This window comes from Mesorhizobium sp. M0410 (assembly GCF_040321435.1).
Classification (GTDB): Bacteria; Pseudomonadota; Alphaproteobacteria; order Rhizobiales; family Rhizobiaceae; genus Mesorhizobium.
On the sequence record NZ_JAMYRN010000020.1, the window covers coordinates 1 to 13,535 of the forward strand.

At 63.1% G+C, this 13,535-nt stretch carries 15 protein-coding genes; 6 read left to right on the forward strand and 9 right to left on the reverse strand.

All coding sequences use genetic code 11. From position 1 onward, the window contains the following. Positions 1-115: 115 nt before the first annotated feature. Positions 116-1,399, reverse strand: a complete 1,284-nt coding sequence (locus NKI63_RS23985; protein WP_352509068.1) for an MFS transporter — start codon at positions 1,397-1,399, stop codon at positions 116-118. Positions 1,400-1,481: 82 nt separating this feature from the next. On the opposite strand from NKI63_RS23985, the gene NKI63_RS23990 reads away from it, so the two are divergent. Both NKI63_RS23990 and NKI63_RS23995 read left to right on the forward strand, forming a co-directional pair. Next, positions 1,482-2,087 carry a TetR/AcrR family transcriptional regulator gene (locus tag NKI63_RS23990; protein WP_352509069.1) on the forward strand — a complete coding sequence of 202 codons (606 nt, stop codon included), beginning with the start codon at positions 1,482-1,484 and terminating at the stop codon, positions 2,085-2,087. Between the two features lie 97 nt (positions 2,088-2,184). Then, positions 2,185-2,775, forward strand: coding sequence for a hypothetical protein (locus NKI63_RS23995; protein WP_352509070.1), 591 nt, complete (start codon positions 2,185-2,187; stop codon positions 2,773-2,775). A 17-nt stretch (positions 2,776-2,792) separates the two neighbouring features. On the opposite strand, the gene ppa is transcribed toward NKI63_RS23995, so the two are convergent. The 6 genes from ppa to NKI63_RS24025 form a co-directional block, all read right to left on the reverse strand. Further along, on the reverse strand, positions 2,793-3,323 hold the full coding sequence (gene ppa, locus NKI63_RS24000) for an inorganic diphosphatase (protein WP_023721304.1): 531 nt from the start codon (positions 3,321-3,323) through the stop codon (positions 2,793-2,795). Positions 3,324-3,439: 116 nt separating this feature from the next. Next, positions 3,440-3,946: a GNAT family N-acetyltransferase gene (locus NKI63_RS24005; protein ID WP_254817749.1), complete on the reverse strand. Its 507-nt coding sequence runs from the start codon at positions 3,944-3,946 to the stop codon at positions 3,440-3,442. 117 nt (positions 3,947-4,063) lie between these two features. Continuing rightward, positions 4,064-4,702 carry a TPM domain-containing protein gene (locus NKI63_RS24010; RefSeq protein ID WP_352509071.1) on the reverse strand — a complete coding sequence of 213 codons (639 nt, stop codon included), beginning with the start codon at positions 4,700-4,702 and terminating at the stop codon, positions 4,064-4,066. A gap of 10 nt (positions 4,703-4,712) precedes the next feature. Continuing rightward, entirely contained in the window at positions 4,713-5,537 is an 825-nt protein-coding gene (locus tag NKI63_RS24015) for a TPM domain-containing protein (RefSeq protein WP_502896210.1), read from the reverse strand. 70 nt (positions 5,538-5,607) lie between these two features. Continuing rightward, the gene (locus NKI63_RS24020) at positions 5,608-6,417 is read right to left on the reverse strand and encodes a TPM domain-containing protein (protein ID WP_352509073.1); all 810 of its coding nucleotides are present in this window, start codon (positions 6,415-6,417) and stop codon (positions 5,608-5,610) included. A gap of 85 nt (positions 6,418-6,502) precedes the next feature. Further along, positions 6,503-7,147 carry a LemA family protein gene (locus NKI63_RS24025; protein ID WP_352509074.1) on the reverse strand — a complete coding sequence of 215 codons (645 nt, stop codon included), beginning with the start codon at positions 7,145-7,147 and terminating at the stop codon, positions 6,503-6,505. Positions 7,148-7,309: 162 nt separating this feature from the next. Here NKI63_RS24025 and NKI63_RS24030 point away from each other — a divergent pair, with 162 nt between their 5' ends. From NKI63_RS24030 to NKI63_RS24040, 3 genes are all read left to right on the forward strand, one after another. Then, positions 7,310-7,561, forward strand: coding sequence for a hypothetical protein (locus NKI63_RS24030; RefSeq protein WP_352509075.1), 252 nt, complete (start codon positions 7,310-7,312; stop codon positions 7,559-7,561). Positions 7,562-7,570: 9 nt separating this feature from the next. After that, positions 7,571-8,455 (forward strand): pyridoxal kinase PdxY, encoded by an 885-nt coding sequence (pdxY, locus tag NKI63_RS24035; RefSeq protein WP_352690243.1) that lies wholly within the window; start codon positions 7,571-7,573, stop codon positions 8,453-8,455. Between the two features lie 92 nt (positions 8,456-8,547). Then, the gene (locus NKI63_RS24040; protein WP_352690300.1) at positions 8,548-9,315 is read left to right on the forward strand and encodes a DUF429 domain-containing protein; all 768 of its coding nucleotides are present in this window, start codon (positions 8,548-8,550) and stop codon (positions 9,313-9,315) included. 11 nt (positions 9,316-9,326) lie between these two features. Here the strand turns inward: NKI63_RS24040 and NKI63_RS24045 are convergent, their stop codons facing one another. Next, complete coding sequence (locus NKI63_RS24045; RefSeq protein WP_352690245.1) at positions 9,327-10,529, reverse strand: aromatic ring-hydroxylating oxygenase subunit alpha; 1,203 nt, start codon at positions 10,527-10,529, stop codon at positions 9,327-9,329. Positions 10,530-10,942: 413 nt separating this feature from the next. Between NKI63_RS24045 and NKI63_RS24050 the strand changes: the two genes are divergently transcribed. Then, the gene (locus NKI63_RS24050) at positions 10,943-11,347 is read left to right on the forward strand and encodes a hypothetical protein (RefSeq protein WP_352649429.1); all 405 of its coding nucleotides are present in this window, start codon (positions 10,943-10,945) and stop codon (positions 11,345-11,347) included. A gap of 88 nt (positions 11,348-11,435) precedes the next feature. Here the strand turns inward: NKI63_RS24050 and NKI63_RS24055 are convergent, their stop codons facing one another. Then, positions 11,436-13,523 carry a PAS domain S-box protein gene (locus NKI63_RS24055; protein WP_352690246.1) on the reverse strand — a complete coding sequence of 696 codons (2,088 nt, stop codon included), beginning with the start codon at positions 13,521-13,523 and terminating at the stop codon, positions 11,436-11,438. Between the last annotated feature and the right edge of the window lie 12 nt (positions 13,524-13,535).

Below are 13,535 nucleotides of genomic sequence, written 5' to 3' on the forward strand. Positions count from 1 at the left end.
GGCATCCCGAACCCCCCAGCGCAAAGCGCGCCAAACTGTTCGCGATGTCCTCGCACACCTGTTCGCGATGTCCCCGGTCCAAACAGGGGGAAGATTAGCGCTCAGCCGTTGCAACTCAAGCCGCCTGCGGTTCCGGCTCGAAGGCCGGGCGGCTGGTGTTGATCAGCAGCGAGATGCAGGCGGCGGCTATTGCCGTCATACCGGCGATCAGGAAGGCAAGCTCGTAATTGCCTTGCAGCTCGCGCATGGTGCCGCCGAAGAAGGCCGCTGTCGCGGCGCCAACCTGATGGCCGGCGACGATCCAACCGAAGACGATCGGTCCGCTGCGGTCGCCGAACGCCTCGTTGGAAAGCCTCAGCGTCGGCGGCACCGTGGCGATCCAGTCCAGTCCGTAAAACACGGCGAAGATGATCAGGCTGGTTGCCGAAAAGCCGGAATAGGGCAGATAGATCAACGACAGGCCGCGGATGCCGTAATAGACGCCGAGCAGCTTGCGCGGATCGAAACGGTCGGTGAGCCAGCCCGATAGCGTCGTGCCGATCAGGTCGAAAATGCCCATCATCGACAGCAGGCCGGCGGCTTGCACTTCGCCTATGCCCATGTCGCCGCAAAAGGCGATCAGGTGCGTGCCGACCAGCCCGTTGGTGGTGAAGCCGCAGACGAAGAAAGTGGCGAACAGGTACCAGAACACACGTGTACCGGCGGCGCGGCGCAGCGTGCTCAGCGTATGCGAAAGGAAATTGCCTTGCGCGGCCGGCGGCGCCGGCGGCACGTCGTTGGCATCGGCGCCATAGCGGACCATGCCGATCGAGGCCGGGCGCTCCGGCACCAGCATATAGACCAGCGGCACCAGGCAGGCGGTGGCCACGGCAATGGCGATGGCGACCGGCTTCCAGCCGCCTGACTGGGCGAGCGAGGCGAGCAACGGCAGGAAGACCAGCAGCCCGGTGGCGCTGGACGCCGACATCAGTCCCATCACCAGGCCGCGATTGGTCTTGAACCAGCGGTTGACGATGGTTGCGCCGAGCACGGTGGCGACGGCGCCCGAGCTGACGCCGGAAAACACGCCCCAGGTGAGGAGCAGATGCCACGGCTTGGTCATCAACAGGCTGAGCGCGGTCGATCCCGACATCAAAAGCAGCGCGGCAAGCAAGGTGCGGCGCAGCCCGATCCGCTCCATCAGCGCCGCGGCAAACGGCCCGGTCAGGCCATAGAGGAAGATGCCAGTGGCAGCGGCCAGTGAGACGACGTCGCGCCGCCAGCCGAAACTGTTCTCCAGCGGCAGCATCATGACTGCCGGCGCCGAACGCAGGCCCGCTGCGATCAGCAGGCAAAGGAAGATGACGGCGACCACGACGAAAGCGTAGCGCTGGCCAAACGGGCGGGATTGAGCTATCATGTTACTGACCGGTACGTTGCAGGAGCGCGAAACATACGTACCGACCGGTAACATTGTCAACCAGCTAATCGGTACACCAGACATGAAAAGCATTGAACCAACGATCAAGGCGAATGACGCACCGCCGCCTCGCGCCGCCGAACGGATTCTCCAGGTGGCGCGCGACCTGTTTTACCGGCAAGGCATCAGGGCGATCGGCGTCGACGAGATCGTGCGGCGTGCCGGCGTCACCAAGCCCAGCCTCTACCGCAGCTTTCCGTCCAAGGATGAGTTGGCCGCATCCTATCTCCGGCACTATGACCTCGAATTTTGGGAGCGCTTCGACGAGGCGGTGAATGCCCATCCCGGCGATCCGCGCGCGCAGATCCTCGCCTTCCTGACGCGTGTCGGCAAGCGTACGCAAAGGCCCGATTATCGCGGCTGCGGCATGACCAATGCCGCGGTCGAATATCCCGAACATGGCCATCCAGCCCGCGTCGTGAGCGAAGCCAACAAGCGGGAATTGCGCCGGCGCCTGCGTGCCATGGCGGCAGAGATGGGCGCCGGCGACGCCGACACGCTAGGCGACGGGCTGCTGCTCCTGATCGAGGGCGCCTATATCAGCGGCCAGCTGTTCGGTGTCGGCGGGCCGGCGCAGTCGGTCGCCCGCAACGCCGACCTTCTGATCGAGGCAAGCTTGAAGAAATAGCGTTCCGTTTACCAGATCACTGTGAGCAGCCTGAGTTCGTCTAGGCTGCTGCTAGATTTGACGGTACGCTGCGGCAGCCCGAACGGAGTTGTCCGCCATGCGCGCTCTTTTGATCCCGCTTGCCTTCGCCGGCTTCTGCAACGCCGCCCGGGCTGGCGACATATCCAGCGTCTATACCGATCTCGTCTGGGAGAAGGACTGCGTGACTTATGCCCAGGCGGAGGAAGGCGACGGCGACTGGGCCGACCTCGCCTGTTCGGGTTATGGCGGCTACCCGGTGATGGTTTCCTACGACGACGCGCGGGAATCGCTGTTCTACGGCTTTCCACCCGGCGATATGACCACGGTCTGGGAAAGCTTTTCCGGCCTCAACTCGGCTGGACCTAAAGTCGAGTGGCGGATCGAAACCAACGGCAAAACTACCATTCCGTTCGCCGTCATTCATCGTCGCTCGATCAGCGATACCGAGGGCGAGAACAAGTCGACGGAAGTGTTGATCGTCGCCAAGGTTGCCCAGCCTGACGCCCACGAAGGCTGCACGATCGGCCTTGTGCTCGCCACCGGCAATCCCGCCGCCAACGATCAGGCGCGCAAGCTTGCCGACGAGAAGGCACGCACCTTCGCCTGCGGCAAGGACAAGCGCGTAGTGATCGGCGACGCGCCCGCTTTCGGCCGCGTCGACAACTGATTATTTGCGCCCGATAATTATTTGCGCTTGGCCCGCTCGATTGCCTCGACGATCATCTTCTTGGCATAGGCCGCATCGTACCAGCCTTCGATCTTAACCCATTTGCCGGGTTCGAGATCCTTGTAGTGCTCGAAGAAATGCTGCACTTGCTGGCGGGTAATGTCAGGCAATTGCGTGTATTCGTGGACGTCCTCGTAGCGTAAGGTCAGCTTGGGCGAAGGCACCGCGATGACCTTCTCGTCCTGGCCGGCATTGTCCTCCATCACCAGCACGCCGATCGGCCGCACATTGATGACGCAGCCTGGCACCAGCGCGCGCGTGTTGCAGACCAGCACGTCGATCGGGTCGCCGTCGCCCGATAGCGTGTGTGGTACGAAACCGTAATTGCCGGGATAGCGCATCGAAGTGTGAAGGAAGCGGTCGACGAACAGCGTGCCGGCCTCTTTGTCCATCTCGTATTTGATCGGCTCGCCGCCGATCGGCACCTCGATAATGACGTTGACGTCCTCGGGCGGGTTCTTTCCGCTGGCAATCGCTTCGATCCGCATCGCTTTATCCCTCTCTCGATTGAAGATCGATAGCGGCCGATGGCGAATGGTGCAATGCGGCGAATGGTACTGGGGGGATCGTCCGAACCGAAACCGGCCGGATCATGCGCTGGCCGTCATTCCCAGACGAAAGCGACCTTCTTCAGCGCCTTCTGCTCGAAGATCTCGACGCCCTCGGCCACATCGCGGCCGCCGGCGCCGGCATAGAAGGCAAGTGCGTTCTGATTGTCTTCCAGCGCCCAAACCACCATGCCTTTCAGGCCATGGTCGGCCAGCCGTGCCCGTGCGGCTGCGAACAGCCGGCTGCCGAGCCCGATGCCTTGATACTCCGGCCGCAAGTAAAGCTCGTAGATCTCGCCCTGCTGCCTGAGCTCACGTGCTCGGTTCTTGCCGATCGTCGCGTATCCGGCAATTTTGCCGCCGATTTCGACGACCAAGACGGTGGCGGCCCGGCGAATGGCATTTGCCCACCAATCGGCACCGCGGCGGTTGATCATCGATGTCAGTGTACGGTGCGGGATGATGCCCGAATAGGCGCCGCGCCAGGCCTCGAGATGCACGTCGGCAATGGCGGCTGCATCGCGTGGTTCGGCTTTCCTGATGTCGATGCTCAGCGTATTCATGATTGGTTAACCATAAACCCGCCGCGCCCGATTGCAAGAGTCCGGTCGGCCGCCGCGATGCTTTCACACAGCCGAACAGTGCGTCCTTGAGACGCTGGAAAACCGCTTTTAGCGAGATCAAATCTCGACCAGATGGTCGTCCAGTTCGTTGCTGTCGCCGGTCGAGACCGGAAAATGCTCGGCCAGTACCGCACCGACCGCTTCGATCGCCTTGACGAACCCGTCGGCAAGCCGATCGTCGCCGGCATGCGCCGTAAGGTCGCGGACGACACCGTCCCAGACATGCTGGCCGACACGAGAATCGATGCCGCTGTCGGCGACCACCTCGGCATAGCGCTCGGCGATCGAGACGAACACCAGCACGCCCGTGCGCGCCGTGGTGCGGTGGACGTTGCGGGCGAGAAACTGCTTCATCGCATTGGCGTGGGCGGCTTGGTAGCGCAGACGCCTCGGCACCAAATGGATGCGCAATGCGGGCAATGCCCACAACAGAATGAGCACACTGGCAAGCGCCAGCAGCTCGGCGATGACGAAATGCGGCAAGCGGATCGACAGCCACCAGGCTTCCAGCCCGTAACCGACGGCGAGGCTGACGATGAGCATGCCTAGCATCGCCATGAAAGCGGCCGGGAAAAAATAGCCGTCGCTGGCATGCGCCACGACGCAGTAGATCTCGCCGTCGGTCTTTGCTTCGGCAGCGCGGATCGCATCGGCGATCCGCTCATGATCTTCGGGGCTGATCGGTCGTGTTGCCATGATTGATGTCTCACCAGCTTCCTGAAGAACCGCCGCCGCCGGACGAACCGCCGCCACCTGAAAACCCACCACCCGAACTTCCGGACGACCAACCGCTGCCGGAACTTCCAGACGACCAGCCACTGCCGGACGAGGTCCCCGACGTCCAGCCAGCGCCACCGGAGGATGACGAAGCTGGCCCACGGCCGTAGCGGAACGTCATGCCCAGCCACTTGTACACGCCCGGCGACAGCTTCGTGCCGAAGATCGGCGGCAGGAATGCCATTGCCAGGCCGCCGAAGAACATCGTCGCCCACAGGACGATGAACAGAACGAAGATGGGATCGACAGGATTGTCATTCGCCGGATTGCGCTTGCCGCGCGCTTCCAGCTCTTCGGGATTGCCTTCCAGCACCATGATCATGTCATTGACGGCCTTGCTGATGCCGCCAGAGAAATCGCCGGCACGGAAGGCCGGCACCATGTCGTTTTCGATGATCAGCTTGGTGTGCAGGTCGGTCAGCGTGCCTTCCAGCCCATAGCCGACCTCGATGCGCATCTTGCGGTCGTTCGGCGCCACCAGAAGCAGGACGCCGTTGTTCTCCTTCGCCTGGCCCAGTTTCCAGGCGCGGAACAGCCGGTTGGCGTAAGGCTCGATCTCCTCGCCGTCGAGGCTGGGGATGGTCGCGACGACGATCTGGTCCGAACCTTTGGTCTCGAAATCGGCAAGCTTCTGCGTCAGCGCCGCCTCGGTTGCGGCATCGATGATGCCGGCATTGTCGACGACTCGTCCGGTCAGCGCCGGCAATTCGGCGGCAATGGCCGCGAAGCCGACCAGCAGCACCGCCATGCCCATAAGCGCGGTGCCGATCGTTTTGATGAAACGGCCGAATTCCACCGGGCTGATGGCGTGTCTTGTCATCTCGTCACCAACTTCCCGAGGAGCCGCCGCCACCGGACGAACCGCCGCCGCCGGAAAACCCGCCACCGCTTGAACCCGACGACCATCCCCCGCCGGAACCTCCCGACCAGCCGCCGGATGACCGCCGGTTTGGCTCGAAGGTCATGCCCAGCCAGCGATAGCGGCCGGGACCGATCTTCTGGCCGAAGATCGGCGGCAGGATGGAGGCTGCGAGGCCACCGAAAAAGATGATTGCCCAGATGGCTATGAAGATCGTGAAGAACAGATCGTCGCTGTTGAACGGCGCCTGCTGGTTGCGTTTACCGCGCGCTTCCAGCTCTTCGGGATTGCCCTCCAGCACCATGATCATGTCGTCGACGGCCTTGCTGATGCCGCCAGAGAAATCGCCGGCACGGAAGGCCGGCACCATGTCGTTTTCGATGATCAGCTTGGTGTGCAGGTCGGTCAGCGTGCCTTCCAGCCCATAGCCGACCTCGATGCGCATCTTGCGGTCGTTCGGCGCCACCAGAAGCAGGACGCCGTTGTTCTCCTTCGCCTGGCCCAGTTTCCAGGCGCGGAACAGCCGGTTGGCGTAAGGCTCGATCTCCTCACCGTCGAGGCTGGGGATGGTCGCGACCACGATCTGGTCCGAACCCTTGGTCTCGAAATCGGCAAGCTTCTGCGTCAGCGCCGCCTCGGTTGCGGCATCGATGATGCCGGCATTGTCGACGACCCGTCCGGTCAGCGCCGGCAATTCGGCGGCGAGAACGATGAGAGGGAGCAGGAGAAAGGTTAGAACGAAGCCAAGAAAAATCAGGGCGGCGTTTCTTCCCACCCCCCGCTGTGGGGAGATGTCCGGCAGGACAGAGGGGGGCGCGAAGGAATACAAGGCCAACAGGCCCAGGCTCAACAGGCGCCGTTCACCCGCCTTGCGTGGTGTTGGTGCCGAAATCGACCTTCGGCGGCTGCATCTTATCCTCCTCGATGGTGAAATTCGCAAACGGCTGGTTGCCGCGAAACCACAAGGTCGCCCAGATCACCGACGGGAAGGTCCTCAGCGTCAGATTGTACTCTCTCACTGCCTGGATATAGTCGCGGCGAGCGACCGTGATGCGGTTCTCGGTGCCTTCGAGTTGTGCTTGCAGCGCCAGAAAGTTCTGGTTGGCCTTGAGATCGGGGTAGTTCTCCACCACCGCCAGCAGGCGCGACAGCGCGCTGGTCAAGCCGGCCTGGCTGTCCTGGAATTTCTTGAAGGCTTCCGGATTGTTCAGCGTTTCCGGCGTCACGGTCACCTGCGTCGCCTTGGCGCGCGCTTCGACCACGGCGTCGAGCGTATCCTTCTCGTGCGCGGCGTATCCCTTGACCGTGTTGACAAGATTGGGGATGAGATCGGCGCGGCGCTGGTATTGATTTAACACCTCGCTCCATGCTGCCTTGGCGTTTTCCTCAGCTGTCGGGATGGTGTTGTAGCCGCAGCCCGCAAGCAGCGGCAGCATGACGGCCATGACCAGGAACGCAGCTAAATTACGGAAGATTGGCGGTGAACAAAGGCGCTGGGCAAGCATGATAAGGTCCCCTCGATAGCATTGGCAGGCGAAGCATTAGCACAATCCTTGCGTAAGAAAATGACTTCGGCCGAGAAGTGTTACTGGTTTCTGCCATTCACCGTCAGGCCCTGTGACAGACAAGGCGAACGGGTTAAGCTCGGCATGAAACGGGGTATCACCATGGCGAAACGCCACGGCAGCGACGCGGAATCGCGCCGCATCATGGAGCGGGTGGCGCGCGAGACCGACCCGGGCGGCACCTCGTTCCTCGCGCGAACAGCCAGAGGTGCGCGCGACCGCGTCACCGCGGCCGATGCCGACCGGTCGGATCCGATCGAATATTGGGGCACCCGCATCGGTCGGGCAGCGGGCTTGCTTATTGCCATCGGCCTGTTGATCTGGCTCGTGCTTTTCGTCACCAGGGGCAGTTAGGAAAAATCAATGAGTGCCGAAAAAACCGACGCGCCGCGCGCGGTCATCGTCGTCTCCAGCCATGTCGCACGTGGCTCGGTCGGCAACCGTGCCGCCGTCTTTGCGCTGGAGACGCTCGGCTTTCCGGTTTGGGCGGTGCCGACCGTCATCCTGCCCTGGCATCCGGGCCATGGCCGGGCCACCCGCATCGTGCCGCCGATGGACCAGTTCAAGGCGCTGATGACCGACCTCGAGCGCGCGCCGTGGCTGGGCGAGGTCGGCGCCGTGCTGTCCGGCTATCTCGGCGAGGCTGGCCAGGCCGACGCCGTTGCTTCGCTGGTCGGCGCGGTCAAGGCGAAGACACCGGAAGCCCTCTATATCTGCGACCCGGTGATGGGCGATTCGGGCGGCCTCTACGTACCTGAGCCGACCGCTATCGCCATGCGCGACCGGCTGATGCCGATCGCCGATATCGCCACGCCCAACCGCTATGAGCTGGAATGGATGGCCGGAGCGCCGCTGCCAGACCTGAAATCGGCAATGGCTGCGGCCCTGCAGGCCGGCCCACCGGCCATGCTGGTCACTTCGGCGCCGGCGATGATGGCCGGCGGCACCGGCAATTTGCTGCTCACAGGCAGGGAGGCGCTGCTTGCCGAACACCGGCTCATCGACAAGCCGCCGAATGGGCTCGGCGACCTGACGGCTGCCGTCTACCTGGCGCGGATCCTGTCCGGCCAGCCGGCCGCCAAGGCTCTGCAATCGACCACCGCGGCGGTCTACGAGATCCTGGCGCGCACCGCCAAGCGCGGCGGCGACGAGTTGCAGCTCGAGACCGATGCCCAGAGCCTGTCGCACCCAATGGCGATGGTGCAGCTTCGCCATCTCCTGCATCCGGAACGGGACCGCCGGGCGTGACTCGGGCCGAAAACGCCGTGCCGCAGGACGATGCGCCCGAGGATGTTGTGCCCGACCATGTTGTGCCCGAGAGCGTTGTGCCCGAGGACGTTGTGCCCGAGGACGTTGTGCTTGTCGGCGTCGACGGTTGCAAGGCTGGCTGGATTGCCGTCCGCCGCGATCCCGGTGCGGCACCGTCTACAACCGTTTTCCCAAGCTTCGCGGCGTTGCTCGACCGACTGCCCGTCAATGCGATCGTGGCGGTCGATATGCCGATCGGCCTGCCCGATTTCTCGCAAAGAGGCGGTCGCGGCCCGGAGGCGCTGGTGCGGCCGCTGCTCGGGGCTCGGCAGTCCAGTGTCTTTGCCATCCCCTCCCGCGCCGCGCTCTACGCCGAGATCGAAGCCTTCACCACGGTCGATGCCTGGTACGCCGCACATCGCAAGGCAAGCGAGGTGGCCAGGACGACATCAGATCCGCCGCGCGGCGTCTCGATCCAGGCCTTCGGCATCTTCGCCAAGATCCGCGAGATCGATTCGCTGCTGATCGCGCGGCCCGAACTGCGCAGCCGCGTCTTCGAATCGCATCCGGAAGTTGCCTTCTGCAAACTGAACGGCGACCGCGCTATGCGCCTGCCCAAGAAGATCAGGGGCAACATCAATCCGGCCGGCATGGCCGAACGCAAGGCGCTGCTTGCCCAGCATGGCTATAGCGAGGATTTTCTCGAACAGACGCCGCCGCGCGGCGCGGCTGCCGACGATTTCCTCGACGCCGCGGCAATGATGGTGGTTGCCGGACGCATCGTCAGAGGCGAGGCAATGCCGTTTCCGGATCCGCCGCTCGCCGATCGTTTAGGCATTCCGGTCGCCATTTGGGCCTGAGGACCAGGGCGTCAGGAGCGTGATCTGAGCGCCTCGTTGAGTGCCCACATATCCTTCTCCTCGGGCGCGGTCTCCAATCCGAGCACGGGAATTTGCTTACGCAAATGGTCGTGGTGGGTGCGCACGCCATATTCGAGATCGGAGAGGTAAAAACCTCCGAAGGCTTCGGACAGCATAGATTCGTTGGACCATATCGAGAGCTGCACGTCCTCGGCCAGCGTGTCGCGATCGATGCGGTGGGATAGGTAGCGCGCAGCCGCCTGTTGCCTGGTCTCGTCGCGATAGCGGTAGATGGCGCCGCGCAGCAGCGTCTCACCCGTCGACAGCGGGAATTCCTGATAGAACTGCACCGATTCCGGCATGATCGACAGCACGTTGTTCGGGAAGATGCTGTAGTAGATCCAGGCCTTGCGCAGGTGCTCCGGCAGGTGCTTCGCCTCGGGTGCGAGCTTGATATATTGCGCGACGCTCCAGCGCCGTCCGGCATGCGGATTGTAAGTGGCGAAGGAGCGCGACACGCCGTTGACGAACGGCTCGTCGAAATAGGTCGCACCGTAAAGATCCTGCAGCGCCGGATGTGCCATGGCGACGTGGTAGCCTTCATTGTCGACGTCGCGCACCGACTTCCAGTTGACCGGCGTATTTTGGGTCCAGATGCCCCGGGACGGCACCATCTCGACCACGCCGTAATGAGCAATCTCGGCTTCGATCGGCTTCAACAGCTCGGCCACGGATGGCTGCGGCCCACCCTTGCGGAAGCGGATGAAGATGAAGCCCATCCAGATTTCGAGCTCGAGCGGCATCAAGCCGAATTCGGTCTTGTCGAGGTCGGGGAAGGAACGCGGGCGGGCAGCACCGCGCAGTGTGCCGTCGAGATTGTAGACCCAGCCATGGAAAGGGCAGACCAGCGCGTTCTTGCAAGTGCCCTGACTGTCGGCGACAACGCGACTGCCGCGGTGGCGGCACATATTGTTGAAGGCGCGTACAACGCCATCCTTGCCGCGCACGATCAGCGCCCGCTCGCCGACCACATCCATCGTCAGATAGTCGCCGGCGTTCGGCACGTCGCAGACATGGCCGGCGATCTGCCAATGATTGCGGAAGACGTGCTCTTTCTCGAGTTCGAGCAAGGCGTCGGAATGATAGCTCCAGCCCGGCAGCCCCCGCCGATCCCAATCGTTGGGAATTGCCACGTCACGCAGATGCGGGTTCATAAAGGCTCTTTATTTATTGAATGATCGTTCAATAAAAGCATATTTTCCGTTGAAATGCAATGGCTTGCAAAAATGGGGAGAATTCTTGGCGGGAAATCGAGCCGGATTTGAGAGCCGAGTCCGAACGATCGAAGCCGGGAAAATCCCGGGAATTCCGGACGTTAATCCCCTCACGCTTGTTGAGCGCCCGACGCTCCGTGGGCCTGGCAAGGCGACGTGGATCTGGTGCCGTGGGTAGCGGAAAACGAGAATGCCACCTGTGCTGCAGCTACGCCTGATCGCTTTGCCCAGGAATGGCCGCGGGCTTGGTTTCATGCCGGTTACACAATCGTTAATCCATCATCGTTGGCCGGTTACAAGGTGCGATTAGGTTCGTTTCAACAGAGAAAAGAAGAAGACCGAAGGAAACGACGATGCGTACGAAAATCCAGATCACCGATACCGACCTTCGCCAGCAGGGTCCCCAGCGTAGCGACCGGCGCCCGAAGCTGGCGCTGCGCCAGCGCGCCAGTGATCATCCAATGGCGATGTTCATGCTGCTGGCGGCTGCCGCATTTGCCGGCATGGCGTTGACGCCGACTGTCGGTCCGGCCTTCGCCTCACTGAACCCGCCGGCCAACCTCATCGATGGCGCGACGACCACCACCAAGACGGCGCGCCTGCCGATTTCGGAGATCGATTTCGCCTGCAAGGGGCAGGCCTGGGGCGCCGAGAGCCTAGACTGCCTGCGCGTCATCGCCGCCCAGTCGGGCAAGGCACGGCCGGTCCGCATGATCGCCAACGCCGCCCCGCTGGCCGATACGCCGAACGTTTTTTGATTTTTTGCGAGCGCCCTCCAGCACTCCAGTCAGGCTCCCGCCGCAATGTCGGCCGGGAGCCTTTTTCTTCCGGGAGAGATGGCGGAGTCTAGCCGCCCAGAGCGGCCTGCTCGGCAATGGCCGAGAGCACGCCGCGCACATCCAGCGTGCTGAACGGTTTTTCGAGGATTGGCGGCCGTTGCGGCGCCGGCAGCGCCTCGATCTCGCCTTTCGCGCCGATCAGATCGCCGGTGACAAGCACGAAGCGCCGCGCTAGACCCGGCAATTCGCCGAGTAGCTCGCGATAGACGGCTATGCCGCTGGTGCCGGGCATGCGCAAATCGGAAAACACGATGTCCGGCGGGACATGGCCACTCAGCGTAGCGGCGGCCGAGACCCAGGCCGGCACGATCCGCGACTTGATGCCCATCAACTCCAGAATGTCGGACAGCGACGCGGCGACATCCGGCTCATCGTCTATGATCAGCGCGTGACGCAAGCCGCTCGACCGCGACGGAGCTTCGCCGGCGGCGGCCGCGCCGGCCGCGATCGCCGGCAGCTGCACGACAAAACGCACACCTCTCGGCGAAACCTCCTCGAACCAGATATTGCCATTGTGCCGCTCGATGATCGATTTCGAGATTGACAGACCGATGCCGGTACCGACACCGACCGGCTTGGTGGTGAAATAGGATTCGAATATGCGTGAACGTATCGCTTCCGGCACGCCTGGTCCGTTGTCCTCGACCGAGAATCCGGGATTGCCGCGGTCGCTGCGAAACGTCCGGACCTTGATCCGGCGGTCGCCGGCAACGCCGGCCAAGGCATGCTGGCTGTTGATGAGGAAGTTGGCGGCTACCTGCGTCACGTGGTCGGCATCTGCCATGGCCAGCAGTGGGCCGCTGGCGAAATCGGTGTCGATGATGATGCCGCTCGACCGTGCGCCATAGGCGGTCACTTCGAGTGCGGCGCGGATCACCTGGTTGAGGTCGGTTTCTGCCTGTGCAGCCGGGTGCAGGCGGACCATCGACAGGAAGCTCTTGACGATACGGCCGCAGCGCTCGGCAGCGGCGCGCACCTTTTCGGCGCGCACCTTGGTCTGCGGATCGGCGGCGAATTCGTGCAGCAGCGTCGACTGGGCGACAACCACGGCCAGCGGATTGTTGAGCTCGTGCGAAACGCCGGCGAGCAGCGACCCCATTGCCGCCATCTTCTCGTTCTGGTGCAGTTTTTCGCGCTGGCGGTTGATTTCCTCCTCAGCCCGCAACTTGTCGCGCAGGTCGCGGATGGAGCCGAAGATCAGCTGGCGATCGGCGACCCGCATCTCGGTTGCCGTCAGCTCGATCGGAAAAACCTCGCCGGCGGCATTCTGGGTGACCGTTTCAAGCCGTTGGCCGACCATCGGCGCACCGCGGCCCGACATGTATTCGGCGCCCGACGCATAGCCCTTGCGATAATATTCCGGCACGACCGTATCGAGCAGGTCCTTGCCGAGGATATCGCTGCGCCGATAGCCGAACATCTTCTCGGCGGCCGGATTGAATTCGATGATCGAGCCGGTCTCGTCGATGACGATGATAGCATCGAGCGAAGCCTGCAGCATGGTGCGGCGAATGACGTCGCTGGCATGCGCGTCGGACGGCGACCGTTCGATGGCATCGCCGATGGCGAGTGCCACCATGTGCAACGCCGCCTCTTCCTGGTCGGTCCATTCGCGTTCGTGGATGCAGTCGTTGATCGCCAGCGTGCCCCACAAATTACCGTGCGAAAAGACCGACACCGAGAGGAACGACTTGATGTTCTGCTTTTCGAAATCCGTCCGCAGAAAGCCTTCGAGATCGCGTGTGTGCCCGGCGAAGATCTTGCCTTGACGCTCGTCCTCCGCCAGCCGTTCCAGCAATGGGTCCGAATCGACGACCGACTGCATGATGACGGTCGGTGACGCCAGCTCGCCGCCAAACCGGGGGGCGATCCAATAAGCGGCGACCGACTGGGCGAAGCCCTGGCCGGGCAGTTCGCGCAGGCGAAACAGGATGCCGCGGTGACAATCCATGGCTTCGCAAAGCGTTTGGAGGATACCCTCCATCTCGCGCTGCCAGTCACCGGCTTCGCGCAGCCGGCGAACCACATGCACGGCCACCATCGCCGCGCCCTGCCTGGCGCCCTGCACGTCCACGCGTGTTGTTTCAGCCGTCATGATCAGCCGTCA